The organism is Nocardia sp. NPDC051321 (assembly GCF_044455225.1).
Lineage (GTDB): Bacteria > Actinomycetota > Actinomycetes > Mycobacteriales > Mycobacteriaceae > Nocardia.
This window is the reverse complement of sequence record NZ_JBITEM010000025.1, coordinates 12,889-36,871: the sequence shown is the minus strand read 5'-3', so window position 1 is coordinate 36,871 and position 23,983 is coordinate 12,889. Positions and strand designations below refer to the sequence as shown.

The window sequence follows — 23,983 nt, the reverse complement described above, 5'->3', positions numbered from 1 at the left end:
AAATGGTGCGTCAGATACCGATGCGGAACTTCGGGCCGGGGGAGAGGCCGCGAAGGACGGCGCTGATCCAGGTTTCGGCGACGGGGACCGCGGTTATGTCGCCGACTACGTGTTCGGGGAGCGGGTTGGTGAAGTAGCGCAGGTCTACGCCGTTGGACCAGTAGGAGTCCACGGTGGACTTGATCGCGTCCGGGAAGGTCAGCAGTTCGTCCCAGATGGCATGCCACATCAGCACCGGCATATCGGGCAGGTGCTCCGGCTGACCGAGGCTCTGCGCCAACAGGATTCGCTGAATATCGGGGTCGTCGAGACCTTTGCCCGGCTTCAGATAGTCGGCCACCGGGCGATACGCACCGGTCATCGCGGCCGTGTAGACGCATCGGCCTTCGACATTCGACAGCACCGCCTGACCCGCTTCGGTCAGGAATTCCGACTTGTCGAATACCTCGGGATAGGTCGCCGCCAAGTTCGAAAGCGCAAGCCACATAGTGAAATTCGACGGCCCGCTGAAATTCGCGAGACCCTGGTCGTGGGTGATGTTCTGCCGGGCGATCGACACCATGTCGCCGGGCACGCCACCCTGCGCGGAGCCGAGGACCAGCACGTCCGGGGCATAAGAGCGGTGCATCTCCGCGGCCCGTGCCGTGCCGCTGCCGCCGCCGGAATAGCCGTACAGGCCCGCGGCGGAATCGGCGAGGCCGAGCCCCGGTTCGTTCTTCGCGGCCCTGATCCCGTCCAGCACCATCTTTCCCTCGCCGAAGGTGAGGAATTGGGTTCCGTCGAAACCGTCGAAATCGGTGACCACCACCGCGAAGCCCTGTGCCAGGAACCCGGCGAGCAGGGTGATCTCCTTGAAGACGCCCGCGCGCAGCGTGTAGGAGGGATTGCACAGCGCCGAATTGCCGTCGATCGCCTCCTGATACGACAGGATCGGGCGTGGGCTGCCCGTCCACGGAATTCCCGGGATCAGCACGGTGGTCGTGGTGGCCGCGGGCCGATCGCGAGCGTCGGTGGTGCGGAACAGGATCTGGCGGGTGGTCAGCGGCATCGGGATGCCGAGCACCCAGGTGCCGACGTCGCGGGTCCGGATGATCTGGCCATTGGCCAGCGACTCCAGGTCCGCGGGCGGCTGGTACCACGCGTCGCCCGCGGGGTCGGGCACCGGCAGCATCCGATAGATATCGGGTTCCTTGGGCAGGTCCGGGAGCTGGTTCTGGTCAGGCGGCATCGGTGGCAGCGGTGCGGCGGTGGCCTGGCCGAAACCGGTGCACAGCACGGCGGCAAAGACGATGGCGCGGAACACATTCTTCATTGGCTGTGTCATCCCTCACGTAGAGAACGAGCGCTCGCCAAAGATACGAGAAAGATGCCTTGTTTGTATAGACATATCGGCAGGCGCGCCGCCAATAGCGGCGCGCCGTACCGCGTTTCGTGCGAGCGCTATCCCCGGGCGGCGCGTTTGCGCAGGATCTCGGCCGTCTGCGCGTCGGCAGGCAGGAATGCCTCCAGATGCAGCTCGGCGACGGTGATGTCGGTGGCCGTGGCGAACGAGGTGAGGGTGGTGATCAGCCGTAACTCGCCATCGTCGCTGCGCAGCCGCAGCGGCACCGCGAAACCGAGGTGGTCAGGGCCCGGCTCGGCAGGTGGGAGATAGCCTTCCAGCTCGGTGATCAACTCGGCGAGCGCCGGATCGGGGCTGCGCGACATGCGTCCGCGCAGGGCCTCGGTCACATGCTTGCCCCACTCGGGCAGATTCACCACGCGTCTGGCCAGGCCATCCGGATGCAATGCGAGGCGCAACACGTTGATCGGCGACTTCAGCAGTTCGGGCGCGGCCCCCTCGGTCAGCACCGTGAAGGCCGCGTTGGCGGCGAGCAGCACGCCGCGCGGCTGCACCACGATCGCCGGATAGGGCAGGTGGCCGTCGAGGATCGTCGTCAGCGCCTCCCGCACCGGACCCAATTCCGGTGCAGCCAAATCGGATTCGGGAAAAGCGGGCGCGTAGCCCGCGGCGAGCAGCAAATCGTTGCGCTCCCGCAGCGACAGATCAAGCGATTCCGCGAGCCGCACCACCATGGTGCGCCCCGGCCGCGACCGCCCCTGTTCCAGAAAGCTCAGATGTCGCTGCGTGGTGTCCGCGCGGATCGCGAGGTCGAGCTGACTGACTCGACGCAGGGTCCGCCAGTGCTTGAGCTCGCGGGCGAACCCCGGTGCTGTGGCCGTTGTCATGCGCACAGTCTTATCCGACCCGCGCGGGAGTGCGATTCCGTGGAGGGTATGACCAAGCAGTTGCGCGGCGATTGCGCGATACCCTCGCGGGAATCGCGCGGTATCGCCGCGATCGCAAAGCTATGTCCCATGAGTAAGCAACTGAACGACAACGAACTGGCCCGCTTCGCCGAGCAGTACGCGGCGCAGTGGAACGAGTCCGACGCGGACGCCCGCAGCAAGCAGATCCGCGAACTCTGGGCGCCCACCGGAGCGCAAACCCTGGTCGACCCGCCGATCGAGATGCGGGAAGAGGCCGAGCGGCTGCAGTTCCCGATGCCTGCGCTGGAGGTCCGCGGGCATGATGCGATGGACCGCAGGGTGACTCGGGCCTACGAAATGTTCATCGAGTCCGGTGAGTACGAGTTCGCGGTCGAGCAGGCGCCGATCCGGTTGCCCGCCGGGCTGATCGGGGTGTCCTGGACGATGGTGGCCAAGGCCGACGGCACGGTCGCGGGCGGCGGCTTCGAGGTCATCGGCCTCGACGACGCGGGCCGGATCCTGTCCGACCACCAGTTCATTGTGGGTGTGCGATGAATGGCATTGCCTACCACCTGGATCCGCTGCGTGGCCTCGACGGCCTGACCGCCGCGGCGCAGGAGGTTCCGGAGCCGGGGCCGCGTCAGGTCGTGATCCGGGTCCGCGCGGCCTCGGTGAATCGGCGGGACCTGATGCTGATGGACGGCGTCTATCCGCTGCCGGCCACCCCGGGGATCGTCCCGCTCTCCGACGGCGTCGGCGAGGTGATCGCGGTGGGCGCGAACGTGTCCCGGGCCGCGATCGGCGATCGAATCACCGCGAGCTACTTCGTCCGCTGGATCGACGGCCCGCAGCGGCTCGCCATGGCGGCCGAGCAGTACGGCGCCAATTTCGACGGCATGCTCGCCACTTACGCGGTGGTCGAAGAGGATTCGGTGGTGCACGTGCCCGCGCATCTGACCGATGTGGAGGCGGCGACGCTGACCTGCGCGGGCGTCGTTGCGTGGGCGGCACTCACGAAGCCGGTGCCGGTGCGGCCCGGCGAGACGGTGCTGACCGTCGGTAGCGGAACGGTCGCGTTGTTCGCCGTGCAGCACGCCAAAATGCTGGGCGCGCGGGTCTTTTCCATCACCTCCAGCCCGGGCAAGGCCGACGGCCTGCGCAAGCTCGGGGCCGACGAGGTGATCGTCTCGACCGAGACGCCGGACTGGGACCAGGCGGTCCAGGAACTGACCGGCGGCGACGGCGTCGAGCATGTGGTCGACGCGGTCGGGCTGCCGACATTGTCGAAATCCGTTCGGTCCGGCGGATACAACACGCAGATCACCATGATCGGCGCGGCTCGGCCATCGGCGGCCGAGTCGGTTGCCGAGGTGTTCGGCACGCAGTACGCGTCGATCCGCCGGATCGCCGTCGGCAGTCGCACCGACTTCGAGGCGATGAACCGGACGATCAGCGAACACCGGATGCGGCCACTCATCGATCGGGTGTTCCCGCTGGACGAGGCGGTCGAGGCGTACCGCTACTTCCGGGACGGCAACCCGTTCGGCAAAGTAGTAGTGACGATGCCGTGAACTATGGGCAGGTGCTGAGTTCCCGTGTCATGGCGTCCTTCTCGGCCTGGGTGACCCAGAGCTGGTAGGCCGCCTTGACCTGGATCTGCCTGGTCAGATACGCGCACCAGTAGCCCTTGCTCGGCGGCAGCCAGGTGGCGGCGTCGGAGTCGCTCTTGGACTGATTGGTCGGACCGTCGACGGCCTGCAGGTTCAACGGGTCGTTGGCCAGATCCTGGCGGCGCTCGGCGGAAAGCTGTTGTGCGCCTTTCTGCCAGGCGTCCGACAGCGGGATGATGTGGTCGATCTGCACATCGTCGGAGGTCTTCGGACCGCGGACGAACTTGATGGTCTTGCCGGTGTACGGGTCGTTCAGGGTGCCGGTGGCGACGACGCAGCGGCTGTTGTCCTTGAAGGTGACCTCGGTGAGGTCGCGCTGCAGAATGTCGTTGCGGGTGTCGCACTTGTTGTGGCCGCCGGGGACCGACACGTCATCGGTCCATGCGGTGCCGAATTGTTCACGGGTGTAACCGGTTTTGGGGGCGCGGCCGGCCACCCGGATGGTGTCGAGCATGGCGAGCGCGTCGTGGCTCGGCATGCTGGCCAGCGCGTTGGCGCAGGCCTGCGCGGATCCGGTGCCGCACACCGCGTTCGCCCTGGGGGATTCGACTCGGTTCACGTAGTAGTAGGACAGTCCGATGAATGTCGCGATGGCCAGCCCTATCAGGGCGAGCCGCTGAACTGAGAACTTCATCGAGCTTCCTAACGCCAACCACCTGAACTATATCGGGCGCCAACGTATCCGGAGGTCGAGGTTGTGGAAGTGATTGCGGGCTATGACGTTCCGCACAGCCAAGGGGGGTTGATAGCCAAAACCACCCTCGAGTCGCCGTGCCGGCGCCGACTCGAGGGTGGCTGATCACGAGGGAGGTCGCTCGTTGCGCGGGGGTGTGGCTGGTTGTCCAGTCCAGGTACCGCACCCGCCGACACCACAGGGCCGATGAGGGAGGACCCGAGGTGTCGAGCCGCGCCGGGCGAGCTCGCTCGTGATGACTAGGGGCAGATCGGGATTCGATCGGTGTCAGCTGAGAGTGCTACCCGCGACTGGGAATTCGCCTCTCGCTCTCGCACCGCTTCACTCCATCCCGACTCTGCTTGTTGCTACGTATTGAGACAGTAGATAAGGGCCCGTGATCTTGGCAAGTCAATTGCCCTGATTCGGGACTATTCTCGGGATCATTTCAGCCTGATGGTTACATCTACTGGATTCTTACGGATGTGCCGCTCGATTGCGGGAGCGCGGCTGCCGCAGCGGCGTGCAGCAGTCGCTAACGGTGTGGGCAACAACCGGGGTTGTCATGGGGCTCGATGCTGTGACCAGCGTCACTTTTGAGGCGGTCACAGTGCGGTGCTTTTCCGTGTCCAAACCGGGTGAAGGCAAAAACGCCGGATCCTTGGAAGGGCAGCTCATGGCTACCGTCGATGTTCTCGACTCGTTCCTCTCTTACCGCGACGTGGGCACTGGTGCGGTGCCGGTGGTGTTTCTGCACGGTAACCCCACCTCCTCGCACCTGTGGCGCAATGTGATCCCGCACGTCACGGGTCAAACCCGGGCGCTGGCACCCGATCTCATCGGCATGGGCGAATCCGGCAAGCCCGATATCGGCTACCGGTTCGTCGATCACGCCCGCTACCTCGACGCCTGGTTCGATGCAGTGGGACTGGACCAGGTGGTCATCGTCGGCCATGACTGGGGCGGCGCGCTCGGGATGGACTGGGCCGCACGCCATCCGGGCCGGGTGCGCGGCATCGCGCTGATCGAGACCTTCCTGCGGCCGATGAGCTGGGACGATATGCCGCCGCTCGGCGCCGAGTTGTTCCGCAAGTTCCGTAGCGCGGAGGGCGAGCGAATGATCTTGGCGGAGAACATGTTCATCGAATTCAACCTGCCGAAGGGAGTGGCGAACCTATCGCCCGAGGATCACGACATCTACCGCGCGCCCTACCCGACCCCGGAGTCACGCAAGCCGATGCTGGTGTGGCCGCGCGAGTTCCCACTCGGCGGCGAGCCCGCGGATGTGGTCGCGATCGTCGAGAATTACGGGCAATGGGCGGCACGGACACCCGAGGTGCCCAAGCTGGTGATGGCACTGGAGAACGGTGTCGGCCTCGGCTCGCCCGAGGCAATCGATTGGGCCGCAACAACTTTCGCGAACACCGAGATCGCACCGATCGGATCCGCCGGGCATCACGCGCCCGAGGATCGTCCAGACGAGATCGGCGCGGCGGTGGCGGCATGGCTGCGGCGGCACGCGTTGGTCGACGTGACGACCGCGATCTCCTGAACGCCATGGTGCGGGGCCATTTGCGACCGGTCCCGCACCACGCCGATCGGTCGCGCGGCGCCACGAAGGCGGCGAATCCGTCTAGCAGGCGATGCAGGCTGAAGTGAAAGCTTGGTGCCATCCCTCGGAGGCGGACCCGGAGCTGCTCACGCTGAAGGACTACTGACACCTCGGGGTTGCGCTGGAACGTCCACCAGTCGAAAGATGACTGGATGAGCACGGAGGCGTACGAAGGCGAGCTGGTCAAAGCCGAGGAGCGGGAGCTGGTTGGGCGCGCCGTTGCTGGGGATCGGGACGCGATCGCCGAAGTGGTGCGGCTGCTGCAGGATCCGCTGTATCGGCTCGCGCTGCGGATGGTGTGGCGTCCGGCTGAGGCCGAGGACGCGACGCAAGAGATATTGCTGCGCGTGCTCGGGAACCTCGGCACTTGGCGTGCCGAGGCGAAGCTGCTGACCTGGGCTTATCGGATCGGTGTCAACTATCTGCTGAACCTGAAAAGGCAGACGCCGCAGGAGGCGGCACAGCTGAGCCTGGACGCTTATCGCGAGGGCCTGGCCGACGGCCTCGCGGACGAGGAATACCGCGGACCGGAGGCGACGCTGCTCACCCAGGAGGTGCGGCTCAACTGCAGCCAGGCCATGCTGCAGTGCCTGGCCCGCGACGAGCGCGTCGCCTTCGTCCTCGGCGACGTCTTCGAACTCAACTCCACCGAAGCCGCCTGGATCCTCGATGTCACCCCGGCCGCCTACCGTAAGCGGTTGGAGCGCGCCAAGAAACGCCTCGGCAACTTCCTGACCAGCACCTGCGGACTGGCCAACCCGGAGGCATTCTGCCGTTGCTCGCGCCGAGTGGACAAGGCCGTCGCGCTCGGCCGCGTCGACCCGCGCAGACCGAACTTCGCCCGCCACCCGATCAGTCCCGGCGGCCGCACCGTCGTCCAAGCCGAGCAGCAGATGGTGCGGCTGCACGACGCGGCCGCCGTGCTGAGCGCCCACCCGGATTACGCCGCGCCGCAAGCGAAGATGGACGCTATCGCCGGGCTGTTGCAGTCGGGACGATTCCCCCTGCTCGAAAACCAGTGACGCAGTCCACCTGACCGCGCTACAGACGCACACCTTCTGACATCCGCACGCGTGTCAGGGCGGCGAGTCGGTGTGCGGAAATCAGAAGGCGTGCGTCTGTAGCGCGGGGTGCGGGACTAGCTGGTCGCGGGCCGGAGGAGGTCGCCGCTCAGTACGCCGCGGACGGTTCGGATCGCCACTGCCGACCAGGCGGCGACCAGCAGCACGTACAGGGCGATCGCGGTGGCAGCGAAAAGGTTTGCGCCGGTGTGGATATAGAGGACAGCGCTGCCGGTGACGCAGGTGCCGAGGGGGAAGGTGAAGCCCCACCAGGTCAGGGTGAAGGTCAATTCGCCTGCGCGGAAGGTCTTTACGGTGATGGCAACCGCCAGTGCCAGCCACAGCATGGCGAAGCCCCAGGTGACGATGCCGAAGATGACCGAGAAGACCATGAAGCCCTTGGCGTAGAGGTCGGGGAGCGCGGCGGGGGCGGCGTTGGCGAGCAGGCCTGCGGCGGTGACCGATTGGCCGAGCGGGCCGAGCACAATCCACAGGGTGGGCACCATGCCTGCCTGGGGTGTGCCGTGATGCACCAGCCGCGACCAGATCATGGTGATGGTGACCAGCGCGGCGATAAGGCTCAGGCCGAACATGGCGACGCAGAGCAGGATCATGGTCAAGCGCAACTGGCCTGCGGGGGTATGCGGGACGAGCAGCGCCCCCATCGCGGCCGAAACCATCGGCGGCACAACGGGCATCAGCCAGCCGCCGAAGGCGGCGTCGGTGGCGACGCGATGCCTGGTGAACATCCGGTAGGGGATGGCGAAGGCGGTGAGCAGGCCGAGCGCGGTGCCGACGGTCCACAGCACCCAGTCGATCGCCACCGCGGCGGGCAGCCCGATCACGTCGGAGCCGAGCAGCAGCGCACCGCCGCCGACGGTCAGCAAGGCCATCGGCGGTGCGCCGAAGAACTGCGACATCACCGGATGGTTGCGATGGTCGCGGGCGGCATCGGGGAAACGCACCCAGTGCACGATCCACGCGACGCTCAATGCCACCAGCACAGCCGCGGCCAGCGCCCACACGAGGGTCGCGACTCCGCGCAGCCCAGGAAACTGCAGCGGCAGGGTGGCCGCGGCGGTGGCGACGATGCCGGTGCCCATCACCGCGGCGAACCAGTTCGGGCCGAGTTGGCGTAGCGAGCCGAGTCGGTGCCCTCGGTCGGCACGGTCGAGCGCGCCGACCAGGCGCCGCTGCGCTGCGGGGCGGGAGGTCAAGGTGGCGGTCATGTCTCCAGCGTCGCCGGATCCGGCGGTGTCAGGTAGCTGCCGTGTTCCTATGCATGCATAGACTCGTTCTATGCCGTTGTCGCCCCGTGTCCCGGACCTAACCGCGCTCGACCTGCTGCTCTCGGTGATCGAGCTCGGCAGCCTCGGCCGGGCGGCCGCGGCGCACGGCATCAGTCAGCCGTCCGCGTCCTCTCGCATGCGCTACCTGGAGAAGCTCGTCGGCATGCCGGTGCTGGAGCGCACCACCCTCGGTTCCCGGCCGACGCCCGCCGGGTCGCTGATCGCGGAGTGGGCCCGTGGCGTGGTCCGGGCGGCCGAACAGCTCGACGCGGGCATCGACACCTTGCGCGCCGAGCGTGCCTCACACCTGCGCGTCGCGGCCAGTCAGACGATCGCCGAATACCTCTTTCCCACCTGGCTGATGAAGCTGCGGGCCACCGTGCCCGGCACGGCCATCGCGCTGGAGTCCGGCAACTCCGTCGAGGTCGCCAAGGCGGTCCTCGACAACAAGGCCGACATCGGTTTCATCGAGGGCCCGCAGAATTTTTCCGGCCTCGAGTCGCACGTCGTCGCGCACGACCGCCTCGTTGTCGTGGTGGCACCGACGCACCGCTGGGCGCGCCGCGGCGCGGTCACCCTGGCCGAACTCGCCGAAACCCCGCTGATCCAACGGGAAACCGGCTCCGGCACCCGGAACTGGTTCGAGCACGCGGTTTCTCGCCAGCTCCCCGGCTGGAAACCCGAGGTCGCGCTGGAGCTGTCCTCCACCACCGCGATCAAGACCGCCGCCGCGTCCGACGTCGGCCCTGCGGTGCTGAGTTCCCTTGCGGTAGCGGCCGAAATCGCCGCGGGCACACTGGTATCCCCGAAGGTCACCGACCTCGAACTGGATCGCACCCTGCGCGCCGTGTGGCCGACGGGTCAGCGACTGACCGGCCCGGCCCGCGACCTCTACGCGATCGCCCGCGCCACCGATCGATAGGACTCACGCGCTGTCGGCGGGCTGCGCGGCGGGCGGAACGCCGGTGTCCAGGAAGCGGATCAGGCGGTCGATGCGGGCGGTGTGGTCGACGCAGCGCTCGAAGTGGTTGGCGAGCAGCGCGATGGTGATGGCGGCGGCGGTCGGCTGCGCCGATGAGGGGGCGGCCAGCGCCGAATGCAGTTGCTTGTGCAGGAGTTCCATGGCGTGCAGGCCGGGATCGTGTTCGGCGGGCGGATCCTGATGACCGGTGGCGACGGCTTCGCCGCTGAGCGCGGTGCGGGTCGCGGCGAGCCTGCCCATGGCGGCGAGAATCTCGAGAATCGATTGCGGCGCAACATGTCCCGGATGGCTTTGATACACCTGGTCGGCGACCTGACTGAACAGCCCGCCGATCCGCGACAACTCGGTCGCGATCTGGATGGCGGTGACCACGTGTCTCAGGTCGCGGGCGACCGGCGCCTGCAACGCGAGCAGCACCACCGTCCGTGCCTCGCACGAGCTGTACATCGTCTGTAGCTGCTCGTCGAGGGCGAACACCTCATAGGTGGCGGTGAGATCGGCGCCGACGAGTGCGTCGGTCACCCGCTCGGCCGCGTCATGGGTGAGCCTGCACATCAGCGTCAAGTCATTGGTCAACGTGACGAGCTCGCGAGTGAACTGGTTGCGCACGCGCAAATTCTCGCCCATATCCGCGTGGCCGGGCGCACTAATCCCCTCCTGGCCATGAATTGACCGCGCAGATGATGCCAACTCGGCACTATGTGGTCGAAAATAGGAAGGGCAGTTGACCGCGACTGACAGGATTGTGGCGTGAAGCGCGATGTCTCAGCCCAAGTCGAGGTGGCGATCACCGCGCCGACCACCCTCGAATTCCAGATCGCCGTAGCACGGCAGACAAACCTGGACCTGAACGAGTCGCTGGTGTTCGAGCTGGACGGCTGGGCCGTCACGCCGTGGGAGATCCTCGGCCCGCACGGCACCCGTATCCACAAATTCTCCGTCGGCCCAGGCACTTTGCGCGCGCACTACCGCGCGACCGTGCTCGGTACCGCGATACCGGAGCCGAGCTCCGACTACGACCGCGCGCTGTATCTGCGGCCGAGCCGATTCGCCGAGTCGGACAAGCTGCTCGGCTTCGCCGCCACCGAATTCGGTTCCGGCACACCGGATGCCCAGCTGGCGGTGCGGGTGTCGCAGTGGGTCGGGCGCCGGATCCGTTACGTCGCGGGCAGCAGCGACCCCATCGACGGTGCGGTGGAGACGCTGCTGTCCGGTGCCGGGGTGTGCCGCGACTTCGCGCATCTGGTCGTGGCACTGCTGCGCGCGGTGAAGGTACCCGCGCGGGTGGTGTCGGTGTACGCGCCGGGCTGTTCGCCGATGGACTTCCACGCGGTCGCCGAGGCCTACCTCGACGGCGTCTGGCGGGCCCTCGATGCCACCGGCCTCGCCCCGCGCTCGACGCTGGTCCGGATAGCCACCGGCCGGGACGCCTCCGATGTCGCGTTCCTGGACAACCACGGCGGCGAGATCATCGTGAACAGCCTGCAGGTCAGCGCTGTGGTCGACGGCTACCTGCCCTTGGACGACACCGTCACCCCGACGTCGGTGTGCTGAGGCGTCAGGAAATATTCTTCAAGAACGACACCCCGTTCGCGCTGCCCGCCACCACCACGTCGAGCTTGCCGTCACCGTCGTAGTCGGCGACGACGGGTGTCTGCGGCTGTGCGGTGACGCCGAAATCGCCGGCCTTGCTGATGGTTCCGCCGTTGCCGGTGAAGATCACGATCTTGGAGTTCAGCACCGCCGACATCGCGGCATCCAGCTTGCCGTCGGCGTTGAAGTCGGCCGCGGCGATGCTGGTCGGGCCGAGGCCGGAGACGTTCTCCCGGTCGGTCTTCTTGAAGCCGCCCTGTCCGTCGGACAGCAGCAGCGTGGTGCTGAAGGAGAACGAGTCGGCGGTGATCACGTCGTCGATGCCGTCGCCGTCGAAGTCGCCAGCGCGCACGTCCTCGGTGATCAGGCCGGACGTGCTCGCGCCGCGCAGGGTGAAGCTGCCGTCGCCGTTGCCGGTAAAGACGTGCACCTGCTGCAGCGCGTCGTTGTTCACCGCGATATCTATCTTGTTGTCCGAGTTGAACTTTCCGACGGTGAAGGCGGCGGCGACACCGGGGATCAGGCTGGTCGGCCCGGCGTCGAGGGTGCCGTCGCCCTTGCCGAGCCAGGTCTGCACGCCGGACGGCGCCAGGCTGAGCACGTCGGCCTTGCCGTCGCCGTTGGCGTCGGCGACGATCACTTCCTGTTGCGCGCCTTCGAGTGTCGTGTACTTCGTGGCCGGGCGGAAGGTGCCGTCGCCGTTGTTCACGAACGTCGCGATCGTCGTCCACGCCTGCGCGACGACGTCGGGCTTGCCGTCACCGTTCAGGTCGCCGACGCCTACCGCACCGAAGCCGAGACCGGCCTCGCCGACCCTGGTACCGGTGTTGAATCGGCCGTCGCCCTTGCCGGTCATCAGAATCGGTCCCGCCCCTTGGAAATCGGCCGCGACGATATCGGCCTTGCCGTCGCCGTTGAAGTCGGCGGTGACGGTGCCGATCGGGGACGGGCCAGGCCCCCACGACGGAAACTGGCCGCCGGACGGCGAATCCACCTTCGGCGCGAACGAAATCGCCCCCGCGGCGTGCGCGGGGGCGGGAGCGATCAGGCCGGAGCCGATCAGCGCCAGTGCCGCGGTGGCCGCGGCGAGAACTAGGGCGCGTGAATGCAGGGGTGCAGCGTTCATGAATCGTCCTGGTGTGCGGAGAGTTATTGCAGGGACCGGACTTTATGACGCGCGTCACACTGAAATAATGGTATTCCCGTTAATTCGTCGGATTGCCCACCGCGTCGATTATCCGCTGTGGCATTGCGCCAAAAGCACTTTCGTCACTGTGCCGCATATTCACTCGCGCGGTGCGGCACAGTGCCCATATCGCGTCCCGGTGCTACCGTCGCGGCATGGCGAGCAAGCGCGACATTCAACATCGACTGGTGACGACCTTGCAGCGTCGCGTCGTCAATCCGTTGCAGCGCAGGCTGCCCGCCCAGCAACTGCTGGAGACCGTCGGGCGGGTAAGTGGGCAGCCGCGCATCACCCCGATCGGTGGGCGCAAGGTCGACAACGCGTTCTGGCTGGTCTCCGAATTCGGCGACCGCTCCCAGTACATCCGAAACATCAAGGCGAACAACCGTGTTCGCGTTCGCCTGCACGGCACCTGGCATACCGGCACCGCGCAACTGCTGCCCGAGGACGACGCGCGCGCCCGGCTGCGTGCGCTGCCGCGGGGCAACAGCGCGGTGGTTCAGCTGGTCGGCACCGACCTGCTCACCGTCCGCATCGATCTGGACGCCTAGCCGCGCTACTCCTTCGCGCACTTCGACCAGAATTCGAAGGGGCCAGGGACATTCCAGTCGCCCTGCGCTCTGGCCACCGCCTTGTCCTGTGCCTCGTTGATGGTGGTACCCCAGGCGGATGCCCAGCCACCGTTGCGCCCGAAGGCGAACGCGACGCACGCGTCCTTCGACCAGATGGGTTCCTGGCAGGAGGCGCCGCACGCGGCCTGCGCCTGGCCGATGGCCGCGTCCTGGCCGAGTGAGCTTCTGGCCCAGTGCACTTCGTTGCTCGCCTCGTTGTAGGCCGCCGCGATCCACACGGTCGTGACGGCCTTCGTCGTCGGCGCCGTGGTGGGCGGTGCGGTGGGCGCCGGCGGGACCTTCGCGCTCGGCCGGGTGGTCGGCGCGCCGGATGTGCTGGTGGAGATGGTGAGGCTGGTGGTGTCGGTGCCGTTGGCGTCGGCGCGGTGGTGCTTGGCCGTGTTCTTCCATACCTTCAGCCCGATGATCCCGGCGATCACGATCACGGTGAGCAGTATCGAACCGATCACGGCGAGCACTTTTCCGCCGCCACCACCACCCGATCCGGGTCCGGTGGGACCGTATTGTGGTGGATATCCCTGGCCGGGCGGACCGGGTGGGAAGCCGCCCTGCTGCGGCGGATAATGCTGCGGTGCTTGCTGATACGGCGCCTGCTGATACTGCGGCGCCTGCTGATACTGCGGAATCGACGGGTATGGCTGAGCCGGCGGCGTGTAGGGCTGGCCCTGCTGATAGACGGGATCCTGTTGACTCAGTGGGTTCAGCAGCGTCGGATCCGAGGGCGGCACATAGGCCTGGTCGGGTTGGCTCACCGGATTGAGCAGCGTCGGGTCTGACGGCGGCACATAGGCCGGACCCTGCTGGCCCATCGGATTGAGCTGCGTCGGATCCGTGCGCTGATAGCCGAGAGCCTGCTGACCCCCCTCCTCCTGCGCGTCCTGTCGCGCGTTCGGGTCGTAAGGCTGCCCGGGATACTGGCCGGGTGGGTATGACATGCGCCCCCGCTGCTGTTCGTCTGGATCAAGGCCGAATCAGGGTATCGGCTCGGTAGCCAGTTATCTGCCCCCGTCACTGGGGGCCGGTGGCGCTACCGCATCGGAAACCGCCGTGCGAGGCGTAGTTTCGTTCCTGGCGGACACCGCAAATATCGACTGGAGGATGCATGACGATCGAGATTCCCGAGAAGGTGCGGGACCTGCTGGTGCGACCCGTCTACGCGAGCCTCGGCACGACGAGGCCGGACGGGGCGCCGCAGGTGAACCCGATGTGGTTCGTGTGGGACGGCGAGTTCATCTGGTTCACCCACACCAATTACCGGCAGAAGTTCAAGAACCTCGCGCACGAGCCGCGCGTCTCGATCTCGATCTACGACCCGGACAATCCGTACCGGTACATCGAGGTCCGCGGCGTGCTCGACCACATCGATGACGACCCGGAGGGCAAGCTCTACTCCAGCCTGTCCGAGCGCTACGGCAACGGGCCGGTGGTGCCGCCGGACGCGAAGGACCGGGTGGCGATCGCGATCCTGCCCACTGGCATAACGGGCTACGCGCTACACCGCGACTGACCCGCAAAACCGGGCAAATCGCCCTACGGCACCGCTCTGACCTGGATGCGGAGGGTTAGCTGCAACGATGGATCTCATGATCCGTGTGTTGACCGACCGCTGGACCGTGTTCGTACCTATCCTCGCCGCCCTCGCGCTGGCCCTCACCTGGGGGCGCAGCCTGTCCGGGGTGGCCGTTGTCGTGGTGGCCGCGGCACTGATCGGTGCGGTGCTCGCGGCCGTCTACCACGCGGAGGTGGTCGCGCACCGGGTCGGCGAGCCGTTCGGGTCACTGGTGCTCGCGGTCGCGGTGACCATCATCGAGGTGGCGCTGATCGTCACCTTGATGATCTCCGGCGGCGACAAGGCCGCCTCGCTGGCCCGCGACACCGTCTTCGCGGCCGTGATGATCACCTGCAACGGCATCTTCGGCCTTTCCCTGCTCGTCGGCGCGCTGCGCAGGCGGGTGGCGGTGTTCAACGCCGAGGGCACCGGCGCGGCGCTGGCCACCGTCGCGACGCTGGCTACGCTCAGCCTGGTGCTGCCGACCTTCACCACCAGCCAGGCCGGGCCGGAGTTCTCCGCCGGGCAGCTCGCCTTCGCCGCGGTCGCCTCGCTGGCGCTGTACGGGCTGTTCGTGATGGTCCAGACGGTGCGTCATCCGGACGACTTCCTGCCCGTCGAGGGCAACGGCGTGGTCACCGACGACGACGAGCACAGCGAATCGCCCACCGCCAGAGCCGCATTGATCAGCCTCGGGATGCTGTTCGTTGCTTTGGTTTGCGTTGTCGGGCTGGCCAAGGTGGTCTCGCCGTCCATCGAGTCGGCCGTCGCCGATGCCGGGCTGCCGCCCTCGGCGGTCGGCGTGGTGATCGCGTTGCTCGTGCTGCTGCCCGAGACCCTCGCCGCGGTCCGCGCCGCGCGCCGCGATCAGGTGCAGATCAGCCTCAATCTCGCGCTCGGCTCGGCCATGGCCAGCATCGGCCTGACCATTCCGGCGATCGCCGTCGCCACCATCTGGCTGGACGGGCCGCTGGTGCTCGGGCTCGGCGCCACCCAAATGGTGTTGCTCGCGCTGACGATCGTGGTCGGCGTGCTGACGGTCGTGCCAGGTCGGGCGACGCTTTTGCAAGGCGGGGTGCATTTGGCGCTGTTTGCCGCTTTTGTGTTCCTCGCGGCCAGTCCGTAAAAACGTGATTCAGCTCACGGATGAGAATTCGAATTCGGCGACAAGTGACCGGGGTCACGATTCTTTGCGGTGCTGACTGTTGTCTCGAAGTGCACCGGCTCGTTGCACTATCGCGTCTACCTTGTCCTTTTTGCTGATTCAGTCCGCACCGTAATCACACCGAGATCTTGCTCAGTGTTAACCGAATTACGTGACACGGCTCATATTGCTTAGCAAAATGCGCTGATAACTTGTTGCAGAACGTCGAACTACTTCCGTCTGGATGCTTTTACCAGCGCTTTCGGCTAGTCGGTGGCAATCGAATAGGAGGCGATGATCACACCGTGATCAGCTTTACTGTTACCGATCGTCACCGATAGCTTCTTGGTGGCAGTGACGCCCATCATGGAGAGAGCGATTGTGAAACCTGAGACACACCGGCCTGGCCGGGGCCACGCGTGGCGCCGGTGACCCGGGCTCGCTCTGGCGCCTCTGCCGCTCGCGTAGTCCGCAACAACTTCTCCGACACGGTCGTCTCGTCTTTGCGGACGTTCGGTCGTGCCGTTGACATCGCGCGTGAATCGGTTACCGGCACGGCCACCGGGATCGCGCGCGGCCAATTCCAGTGGCGCGAGGCGATCACCCAGGCCTGGCGCTTGGTGACCGTCACGGCGATCCCCGCCATCCTCATCGCGATCCCGTTCGGCGTCATCGTCTCGATTCAGGTCGGCAACCTCATCCACACGCTCGGCGCCGACTCGCTGCTCGGCGCGACCGGCGGTCTCGGCGTGATCAAGCAGGGTGCTCCGCTGGCCACCGGCTTCCTGCTCGGCGGCGCGGGAGCGGCCGCTATCGCCGCCGACCTCGGCGCGCGCACCATCCGCGAGGAGATCGACGCGCTCAACACCATGGGCATCAGTCCGATTCCGCGGCTGGTGATTCCGCGGCTGGTCGCGATGATCCTGGTGGCGCCGCTGCTGAATATCCTCATCATCTTCGTCGGCATCGTCGCGGGTTACGCGGTCGCGGTCGGCGGCCAGAACGTCACTCCCGGCAGCTACTGGGCCACCTTCGGTTCCTTCACCACCGTCGCGGACGTGTGGGTATCGCTGCTCAAGGCCGCCTTGTTCGGCTTCCTGGTGGTGGTCATCGCCTGCCAGCGCGGGCTGGAAGCCAAGGGCGGACCGCGCGGTGTCGCCGACGCGGTGAACGCCGCCGTGGTGCTGTCGGTCGTGTCGATCGCTGTCGTCAACCTGGGCGTCACCCAGGTTGTCGAGATGTTCCTGCCGACCAGGCTGGTCTGACATGGCATCGACCTATGTGCCCAAGGGATTGGGCTGGATCTATCGCCACCGCGGCCTGGTATTGCGGCGGTTCGAGTCGCTCGGTTTCGTGCTCGCCTTCGTCTGGCAGGTGCTGTCGTCGATCCCCTCGACGCTGAAGCACTATCGCGACGAGACGCTGCGCATCATCTCCGATATGACCTGGGGCCGCGGCTCGGTCATCGTCGGCGGTGGCACGGTGCCGATGATGATCGTGCTCGGCCTGGTGATGGGCGCGTCGGTCGCCGTGGAATCGTTCACCATGCTGAACATGCTCGGCATGGGCCCGGTCACCGGCATCGTCTCGGCCTACGCCACCACCCGCGAGCTCGCGCCCATCGCCGCGGCCATCGGTTTCGCCGCGCAGGCAGGCTGCCGCATCACCGCCGAGATCGGCTCCATGCGCATCTCCGAGGAGATCGACGCGCTCGAGGCGATGGGCCTGCGCTCGGTGCCCTTCGTGGTGACCACCCGGGTGATCGCGGGCGCGATCTCGATCGTGCCGACCTTCCTGATCGGGCTGATCCTGGCGTATCTATCGTGCCGCGGGCTGATCACGCTGGTGCACGGCCAATCCGGCGGCGTGTACGACCACTACTTCTTCCAATTCGTGTCCGGGTTCGACGTGGTCGCCGCGGTGATCAAGGTGGCCATCTTCGCCACCGTCGTCATCCTCATCCACAGCTACTACGGCTTCTTCGCCACCGGCGGCCCCGAGGGTGTCGGCATTGCCTCCGGCCGCGCGGTGCGCGCGTCGTCGGTGGCGATCGTGGCCATCGACATGGTCCTCACCATCGTGCTGTGGGGCTTCAACGCGACGATCAGCTTTACGGGGTAACCGCGATGCCGAAGTATGGAATGCCCGGAGTGGCCATCGACAAGAAGCAGACCCGGCTCGTCGGCGTGATCGCGGTCGGTGTGATCATCGTCGTGCTGGCGGTCACCGTGCTCTATCGAGAGTTGCGCTCTGACAACGGTTTACAGATCACCTTGCACACCGAGCAGATCGGCGACGGGGTGCTGACCGGTACGCCGGTGCGGATGGACGGCGTGCAGGTGGGCACGGTGGCCGCGATCGCACCGGACGAGCGCGGCACGCAGCGAATCACGCTGCGGCTCAACCCGGCTCAGCTGCACGGCCTGGACGACAGCATGAAGGTCGACTACGCGCCCGCAAACCTGTTCGGCATCAGCGAGATCGGCCTGCGCCGCGGTTCCGGCGGCGCCGCGCTGCGGGACAACAGCGTGATCGACCTGACCGGCAGCCACACCGACGCGGTGTTCGACGCCACCATGGGCAGCATGCTGCGCAGCTTGTCGCAGACCGGCGACTCGGTGCTCACCCCGCAGATGGCCACGGTGATCAGCCAGGTCTCGCACAACATGAAGGCCTTCACCCCGCTGGCGCAGTCGATCATCCAGGTGGCCCAGATCGTGACCGACAACCAGCGGATGCCGCCCTCGGAGCTGGCAGGCAGGCTCGGACCCGCGTTCTACGGCGCCGGTGATTTCTCGGGCGCCAACGAGCTGATGGTGTACATCCTGCGCAATATCCCACGGCTGCAAAGCAATCGGGACCCCTTCGACGCGGGCGTGCGGATGCACACCGACCGGCTGCTGCCCGGCATCGCGAACCTCGGCGGTGTGCTCGGCAGCGACCTGTCCGGCGTCACCGACATGCTCGCTCCGGTGTTGCAGCTGCTCGCGCAGATGGTGCCGCAGCCGCGCCAGTCGGGTGCCGACCTCACCGAACTGCTGCGCCGCCTGCGCGCCTCGATGCCAGACACCCCGAACGGTCCGGTACTGAACGCCGAGATCGATGTAAGCGGGGTGCCCGTGCTGGCACCGCTGTTGGGTGGTGTCCGATGAAGGTGCGTTCCGCGGCATGGCGGCTTGGGTTGTTCGCGGTGGTGATGATCGGCGTGCTGTTCATCGTCTGCACGGCGATCAAGCGGCCGGTCTCCGGCCCGACCGAACAGCACGCCGCGCTGTTCACCGACGCCAACGGCCTCAAGGTCGGCGACGACGTGCGGATGTACGGCGTGCAGGTGGGCAAGGTCGACGGCCTGTCCCTCGACGGCACGCAGGCGCGGGTTCAGTTGTCGCTGAAGACCGACGCGCCGATCTACGACAACTCGAAACTGGCCATCCGCTATCAAAATCTCACCGGACAACGCTATGTCGATCTGCAGCAACAACCGCAGCCCGGCAAGCGCATCCAGGGCGGCGCGACGGTCGGCGCCGATCACACGGTGCCCTCGTTCGATGTGACCAGCATGTTCAACGGTCTGAAGCCGGTGCTTGCCACCATCTCACCGGAGGAGATCAACCAGTTCAGCGCGAGCATGGTCGCGCTGATCGAGGGTGACGGCAACGGGATCGGGCCCGCGCTGGCAGCCATCGACAAGCTCGCGGCGCACGTCAAGGACCGTCAAACGGTGATCGACAAGGTGCTGCAGAATCTGTCCGATCTGCACGAAACGGCAGGCGGGAAGATCCATTACATGGTGCCGATTCTGGCCCGGCTGGCCGACGTCATCTCCGGTCTGCAATCGAATATGACCGGGTTGGCCCAGTTCGCGGCGGCCGCGCCCTCGGTGCTCGGCCCGCTGGACAACCTGTTCAACGCACTCGGCCTGCAAAGCCCCGACGACGTGGACGCGTTGATCACCAAGATATTTCCCGATCCTCAGCAGGCACTCGCGGTGTTCGACAAACTGCCGGGGCTGCTGGCCGGCTTCGACGCGGCCATTCCCAAGTCCGGTGCGACGGGCTGGAAACCGCAGTGCACCAAGGGACAGGCCGACGTGCCGCAGGTACTCGGCGTGCTGATCGCAGGACAGCAGGTGGCGGTATGCGCTGGTTGAGCACGATGTTCGGCGATCGCCGGGTGGTGGGTGAGCCGGAGAAGAAGCGGCGCGAGATCCGGCTCGGCCTGATCGGCGTGGTGCTGGTGGCGATTCTGGCCGTCGCGGTCGGCGTGCTGTTCGTCGTCCCGTTCGGCAAGAAGACCTACACGGCCGAGCTGTCGGAGGCACAGTCGGTGAAGGCCGGTGACGATATCCGCGTCGCCGGGATCAGCGTTGGCACGGTGAAATCGCTGGAGCTGAAACCGGATCGGGTGCTGATGCGGTTCACCGTCGACGCGAATGTGTTCGTCGGCGACCAGTCCACGCTGGACGTGCGCATGCTCACCATCGTCGGCGGCAACTATGTCGCGCTGTTCCCCACGGGCACAAACCCCTTGGGCGACAAGCACATTCCGACCGACCGGGTCCGGCTGCCGTACAGCTTGGTGCAGACCTTCCAGGACGCGGCCGAGCCGCTGCGCAAGATCGACGGAGATACCTTGCGGCGCAACCTGGCCGCGCTCGGCACCTCCGTCGCGCAGGCCCCCGACACGTTGCGCACCACCCTCGACAGCCTCAACAGCTTCGTCGACGATCTCAACCGCCAGCACGTGATGATCTCCAAGGCGATCGCCAACGCCGACGAGTACACCACCATGTACGACGGCGCCAAGGGCTCGCTCGGCAAGCTGGTGCAGGCCACCAACCTGCTGGAGGACCTGGTGCTCAGCAAGCGCGCGGAGCTGGCCGAGGGCATTCGGCTGTTGAAGCAGGTGATCAGCAAGGCCGCGGCGATCACGCCGACCTACGCGGAGGCGAAGCCGAAGCTGCAGCCGCTCTTCGACGCGCTGCCGCGCATGGAGGAACTGCTGAATCGGCTGGATCCGGTGATCGGCTCCGTGCAGGACATCCAGCAGAAGGTGTCGGCGATGGCCATCCAAGACGGTGGCGTGACGGTCGATCAGTCCGGTCAGACCATCACCGCGCCGCCCGACGCGATCGCGCGGGTGTGCGTGCCGCTACCGGGGAAGGATTGCTGATGCTGCACAAGGTCCTCGGTTCACGGGCGTTCATGTCGGTCTCGGGTGCGCTCGTCGCGGTCGTGCTTGTCGTCGTCGGCTATTTCATCGCCTTCGATCCGATGAAGAAGACCGAAAGCTATTGCGCGATCATGCCGGACACCGTCGGCCTGTACGTCGGCAATCAGGTGACCATGCGCGGCATTCCGGTGGGTAAGGTGACTTCCATTGCCGCGCAGGGCAAGTCGGTGAAGGTGGAGTTCGCCGTCGAGGCGGACAAGCCGGTGTATGCCGACGCGGGCGCCACCACGCTGGCCGACAGCATCGTCGCGGCTCGGCAACTCGCGGTGGTGTCGAGCGGTAAGGACGCCGCGCGCTGGAACTCATCGCAGTGCCTCACCAAGACGATGACGCCCAAGAGCGTCACCGAGACGCTGAACGCGGTCGCGCAGCTGTCGGCGGAAATCTCGGGCCCGGATTCGAAGACGCCCGACGCGCTCGCCAACGGGTTGTCCCAATTGAACGCCGCTACCACGGGGACCGGGCCGCAGATCAACGCGATCATCAAGCAGCTGAGCGGCGCCATGGCCTCGCCGGACGCCGATATCGCGCATCTGGTCGGTGTCTTCGACGCCTTCTCCTCGGTCGGTAAGAAGGTCGAAGAGCATTGGGGCGACATCGAATCCATGTTCACCCGGCTGGCGCCGGTGCTCGTCACGGCCAGGGAAGACCTGCTGTTGCCGGGTGCGGACGTGATCGATGGTCTCGCGCAGCTGCTTCCGGTGCTCAACGATCTGACCACCGCGTTCGGCGGCCCGCTCGGCAAAGCCCTCGATTTCACCGTACCGCTGGTGAAGTTCCTGCGCGCCAGGGTCGGCTCACTGACTCAGATCGTGTCGATGCTGCCGGTGCTGACCGATGCTTTCCGCTCGGTGGGCAACTCCGGAATCGCGTACGCCCCACCGAAGGTCGCGATTCCGCAGCCGAATGCCGACTTGGTCTGCGCGGCGGCGAATGCGATCGCGCCGGGGCGATGCACCGCCGACGGCGGTCTGGTGAAGGTCGATATGGCGCCCCTGGTGTTCGGAACGGCGGGTGCGCGATGAAGATCCAGCGAGACGAAACAGGGCGGTTGCACATCGTGTTTCAACGGAGCGGCGAAAGCCGTAGGGGTGGTGTGCGTTTCGTTGCAGGTGTGGCGGCGGTAATGGCGGCGATGCTGCCCGCCGCAGGCTGCGCGTTCGACCCCTCGTCGGTGCCGGTGCCCGGCGCCGAGGTCTCCGGCGCCACCTACGACATCAAGATCCAGTTCGAGAACGTACTGAATCTGCCCGCGCGCGCCAAGATCATGGCCAACGGTGCGCAGGTCGGCACGGTTTCCAGTGTGTCGGTGGTGGATTCGGCGAAGGCCGGTGGTCGCGGCGGCTATGTCGTTGTCGACGCCCGCATCTCGAAGTCGGTGCAGCTCCCGGCCGCCACCCGTGCCGAACTGCGGCAGAACACGGTGCTCGGCGATATCCACCTCGCGCTGCTCACCCCGCCGACCGGCTTCGACAAGCTGCTGCCCGAGGGCGGCACCATTCCGCTGGCGCAGACGAAACCGCCGGTGCAGCTGGAAGATACGATGGCCGCGCTGGCCACCTTCACCCAGGGCGGCGCGGTGCAGCAGGTGCAGGACACCATCGAACAGCTCAACGATGTGCTGCCCAAGGACGTCGGCCGGACCGCGCAGATCGGCAAGACCATGGCCGACGACGCCGTCGATCTGGGCACTCATCTGGACAAGCTCGATTCGCTGCTGGACGGTATCGACAACAACTCCAATGTGCTGCACGAGATTCGGCCCCAGCTCGCGCAGCTGCTCACCCAGGAGTCGGTGGACCAGATGAACGGCATCGCGCCGTCCATCATCGGGGTGACCAAGATCTTCAACCAGCTCGGTCCGATCGGCACCTCGCTGACCTGGCTCGGCCCGCTGCTGAACAGCGCCGACGGCACGGTGCAGGCGTTCCTGCCGTTGCTCGCCTCGGCCAGGCCGCTGGATCTGAGCCAGCCGTCGAATCTGCAGACCTTGGTTTCGCTGATCCGCGACAAGATCATTCCGTTCGCCGAGCGCGGCCCCAAGGTGAACATCGTCGGGGTCAAGACCGACGGCGCGACCGCGGTGCCCGTTCAGGACCAGACCGACCGAATCATCCAGACGCTACGCATGATCGGAGTCGTCCGATGAAGCTCGGTCACCTCGCCTCGCTGGGCGGTATCGCCGCCATCATCGTGCTCGGCGCCGGCTATTTGACCTTCGGCGTGGTGCGGGTCGACCCGCTGGCCGACTACACCCACGCCAGCATGCTGCTCGCCAACTCCGGCGGGCTGGCCGTGGGCTCGCCGGTGCTGCTCACCGGTATCGAGGTGGGCCGGGTCAACTCGGTGACCAACAGTGTCGGCGGCGTCGAGGTCGGCATGAAGCTCGTCGCCGACCGCCGGGTGCCCACCGACAGCGTGGTCACCATCGAGCATCTGTCGGCGCTCGGCGAGCCGTACGTCGAGTTCCGGCCGAATTCCGATGGCGGACCGTACCTTCGGGACGGTCAGCAGCTCAAGACCGCGAATGTGCGTACGCCGCTGTCGATTCCGGAGGTCGCCAGGCTGGCCACCGCGACGCTGAACCAGCTCGATCCGAAAATTGTCGGCTCGCTGGTGAGCACGGCCGAGCAGTCCCTGGTCGGCACCGACGGCGCGATCCCGAACCTGGCGCGCTCGGGCGATCTGCTCGCCGCGGCCATCATGAGCCGCAACCCGCAGATCGTCTCGCTGCTCAACAGCCTGCAGAGCACGGCGACCAATATGGACTGGGTCGGCCCGTCGTTCAGCGCCGCCGCACCCGAGTGGACCAAGTTCGCTGAGGCGGTGAGCAATCTGGTCACCCACGTGGGCAGCATGGTCGACGGCGAGCCGATCGATCAGTACACCACCGGCAACGGGCTCGCCCCGTTCACCGAGAAGACCATCGCCGCGCTGCGCGAACTACAGCCGGAGTTGAGTTCGCTGGCGCCGATCCTGCGCCCACTGATGGATGCGACCGTCTCGGCCGCGCCGCGCATCGATATCTCTGCCCTGATCTCCCAGGCCCTCGCCGACGTCGACGCCGATGGCGCCGTCAAGGTGCGGGTCGCTGTCAAATAGGAAAGGAG

General features: G+C 66.6%; 24 protein-coding genes. 17 read left to right on the top strand and 7 right to left on the bottom strand.

The window, feature by feature from the left end:
* Positions 1–10 precede the first annotated feature (10 nt).
* Together ACIA8C_RS40780 and ACIA8C_RS40775 are read right to left on the bottom strand one after the other, a co-directional pair.
* Positions 11–1,312 (bottom strand): lipase family protein, encoded by a 1,302-nt coding sequence (locus ACIA8C_RS40780; RefSeq protein WP_397144467.1) that lies wholly within the window; start codon positions 1,310–1,312, stop codon positions 11–13.
* Between the two features lie 128 nt (positions 1,313–1,440).
* Positions 1,441–2,229: a helix-turn-helix domain-containing protein gene (locus ACIA8C_RS40775; RefSeq protein ID WP_397144465.1), complete on the bottom strand. Its 789-nt coding sequence runs from the start codon at positions 2,227–2,229 to the stop codon at positions 1,441–1,443.
* Between the two features lie 129 nt (positions 2,230–2,358).
* Here ACIA8C_RS40775 and ACIA8C_RS40770 point away from each other — a divergent pair, with 129 nt between their 5' ends.
* The gene (locus tag ACIA8C_RS40770; RefSeq protein ID WP_397144463.1) at positions 2,359–2,805 is read left to right on the top strand and encodes a hypothetical protein; all 447 of its coding nucleotides are present in this window, start codon (positions 2,359–2,361) and stop codon (positions 2,803–2,805) included.
* Positions 2,802–3,821, top strand: coding sequence for an NAD(P)-dependent alcohol dehydrogenase (locus tag ACIA8C_RS40765; protein ID WP_397144461.1), 1,020 nt, complete (start codon positions 2,802–2,804; stop codon positions 3,819–3,821). The genes ACIA8C_RS40770 and ACIA8C_RS40765 overlap by 4 nt, the downstream gene beginning before the upstream one ends.
* A 1-nt stretch (position 3,822) precedes the next feature.
* On the opposite strand, the gene ACIA8C_RS40760 is transcribed toward ACIA8C_RS40765, so the two are convergent.
* A complete protein-coding gene (locus tag ACIA8C_RS40760) occupies positions 3,823–4,554 on the bottom strand; it encodes an HNH endonuclease family protein (protein ID WP_397144459.1) in 732 nt (243 codons plus the stop codon).
* Positions 4,555–5,269: 715 nt separating this feature from the next.
* On the opposite strand from ACIA8C_RS40760, the gene ACIA8C_RS40755 reads away from it, so the two are divergent.
* Positions 5,270–6,145: a haloalkane dehalogenase gene (locus ACIA8C_RS40755; protein ID WP_397144457.1), complete on the top strand. Its 876-nt coding sequence runs from the start codon at positions 5,270–5,272 to the stop codon at positions 6,143–6,145.
* 212 nt (positions 6,146–6,357) lie between these two features.
* On the top strand, positions 6,358–7,227 hold the full coding sequence (locus ACIA8C_RS40750; RefSeq protein WP_397144455.1) for an RNA polymerase sigma factor: 870 nt from the start codon (positions 6,358–6,360) through the stop codon (positions 7,225–7,227).
* 116 nt (positions 7,228–7,343) lie between these two features.
* Here the strand turns inward: ACIA8C_RS40750 and ACIA8C_RS40745 are convergent, their stop codons facing one another.
* Entirely contained in the window at positions 7,344–8,495 is a 1,152-nt protein-coding gene (locus tag ACIA8C_RS40745; RefSeq protein WP_397144453.1) for a TDT family transporter, read from the bottom strand.
* 70 nt (positions 8,496–8,565) lie between these two features.
* On the opposite strand from ACIA8C_RS40745, the gene ACIA8C_RS40740 reads away from it, so the two are divergent.
* Complete coding sequence (locus ACIA8C_RS40740; RefSeq protein ID WP_397144451.1) at positions 8,566–9,477, top strand: LysR family transcriptional regulator; 912 nt, start codon at positions 8,566–8,568, stop codon at positions 9,475–9,477.
* A 3-nt stretch (positions 9,478–9,480) separates the two neighbouring features.
* On the opposite strand, the gene ACIA8C_RS40735 is transcribed toward ACIA8C_RS40740, so the two are convergent.
* Positions 9,481–10,146 carry a phosphate signaling complex PhoU family protein gene (locus tag ACIA8C_RS40735; protein WP_397144449.1) on the bottom strand — a complete coding sequence of 222 codons (666 nt, stop codon included), beginning with the start codon at positions 10,144–10,146 and terminating at the stop codon, positions 9,481–9,483.
* A 141-nt stretch (positions 10,147–10,287) separates the two neighbouring features.
* On the opposite strand from ACIA8C_RS40735, the gene ACIA8C_RS40730 reads away from it, so the two are divergent.
* Positions 10,288–11,091, top strand: coding sequence for a transglutaminase family protein (locus ACIA8C_RS40730; protein WP_397144447.1), 804 nt, complete (start codon positions 10,288–10,290; stop codon positions 11,089–11,091).
* Between the two features lie 4 nt (positions 11,092–11,095).
* Here the strand turns inward: ACIA8C_RS40730 and ACIA8C_RS40725 are convergent, their stop codons facing one another.
* Complete coding sequence (locus tag ACIA8C_RS40725) at positions 11,096–12,256, bottom strand: FG-GAP repeat domain-containing protein (protein ID WP_397144445.1); 1,161 nt, start codon at positions 12,254–12,256, stop codon at positions 11,096–11,098.
* A 215-nt stretch (positions 12,257–12,471) separates the two neighbouring features.
* Between ACIA8C_RS40725 and ACIA8C_RS40720 the strand changes: the two genes are divergently transcribed.
* Positions 12,472–12,867 (top strand): nitroreductase/quinone reductase family protein, encoded by a 396-nt coding sequence (locus tag ACIA8C_RS40720; RefSeq protein WP_397144443.1) that lies wholly within the window; start codon positions 12,472–12,474, stop codon positions 12,865–12,867.
* Between the two features lie 5 nt (positions 12,868–12,872).
* Here the strand turns inward: ACIA8C_RS40720 and ACIA8C_RS40715 are convergent, their stop codons facing one another.
* Positions 12,873–13,883, bottom strand: coding sequence for a DUF4189 domain-containing protein (locus ACIA8C_RS40715; protein WP_397144441.1), 1,011 nt, complete (start codon positions 13,881–13,883; stop codon positions 12,873–12,875).
* 167 nt (positions 13,884–14,050) lie between these two features.
* On the opposite strand from ACIA8C_RS40715, the gene ACIA8C_RS40710 reads away from it, so the two are divergent.
* The 10 genes from ACIA8C_RS40710 (at position 14,051) to ACIA8C_RS40665 (ending at position 23,975) form a co-directional block, all read left to right on the top strand.
* A complete protein-coding gene (locus tag ACIA8C_RS40710; RefSeq protein ID WP_397144439.1) occupies positions 14,051–14,455 on the top strand; it encodes a PPOX class F420-dependent oxidoreductase in 405 nt (134 codons plus the stop codon).
* A gap of 76 nt (positions 14,456–14,531) precedes the next feature.
* Positions 14,532–15,623: a calcium:proton antiporter gene (locus tag ACIA8C_RS40705; RefSeq protein WP_397144437.1), complete on the top strand. Its 1,092-nt coding sequence runs from the start codon at positions 14,532–14,534 to the stop codon at positions 15,621–15,623.
* Positions 15,624–16,060: 437 nt separating this feature from the next.
* Complete coding sequence (locus tag ACIA8C_RS40700; protein WP_397144435.1) at positions 16,061–16,906, top strand: ABC transporter permease; 846 nt, start codon at positions 16,061–16,063, stop codon at positions 16,904–16,906.
* A gap of 1 nt (position 16,907) precedes the next feature.
* On the top strand, positions 16,908–17,762 hold the full coding sequence (locus ACIA8C_RS40695; protein WP_397144433.1) for an MlaE family ABC transporter permease: 855 nt from the start codon (positions 16,908–16,910) through the stop codon (positions 17,760–17,762).
* A 5-nt stretch (positions 17,763–17,767) separates the two neighbouring features.
* A complete protein-coding gene (locus ACIA8C_RS40690; RefSeq protein WP_397144431.1) occupies positions 17,768–18,793 on the top strand; it encodes an MlaD family protein in 1,026 nt (341 codons plus the stop codon).
* The gene (locus tag ACIA8C_RS40685; RefSeq protein WP_397144429.1) at positions 18,790–19,791 is read left to right on the top strand and encodes an MlaD family protein; all 1,002 of its coding nucleotides are present in this window, start codon (positions 18,790–18,792) and stop codon (positions 19,789–19,791) included. The genes ACIA8C_RS40690 and ACIA8C_RS40685 overlap by 4 nt, the downstream gene beginning before the upstream one ends.
* Positions 19,779–20,813: an MlaD family protein gene (locus ACIA8C_RS40680; protein ID WP_397144427.1), complete on the top strand. Its 1,035-nt coding sequence runs from the start codon at positions 19,779–19,781 to the stop codon at positions 20,811–20,813. Before ACIA8C_RS40685 ends, ACIA8C_RS40680 begins: the two co-directional genes overlap by 13 nt.
* The gene (locus tag ACIA8C_RS40675) at positions 20,813–21,898 is read left to right on the top strand and encodes an MlaD family protein (protein WP_397144425.1); all 1,086 of its coding nucleotides are present in this window, start codon (positions 20,813–20,815) and stop codon (positions 21,896–21,898) included. The genes ACIA8C_RS40680 and ACIA8C_RS40675 overlap by 1 nt, the downstream gene beginning before the upstream one ends.
* A 71-nt stretch (positions 21,899–21,969) precedes the next feature.
* Positions 21,970–23,022: an MlaD family protein gene (locus tag ACIA8C_RS40670; RefSeq protein ID WP_397144423.1), complete on the top strand. Its 1,053-nt coding sequence runs from the start codon at positions 21,970–21,972 to the stop codon at positions 23,020–23,022.
* On the top strand, positions 23,019–23,975 hold the full coding sequence (locus tag ACIA8C_RS40665) for an MlaD family protein (protein WP_397144421.1): 957 nt from the start codon (positions 23,019–23,021) through the stop codon (positions 23,973–23,975). Before ACIA8C_RS40670 ends, ACIA8C_RS40665 begins: the two co-directional genes overlap by 4 nt.
* Positions 23,976–23,983 lie beyond the last annotated feature (8 nt).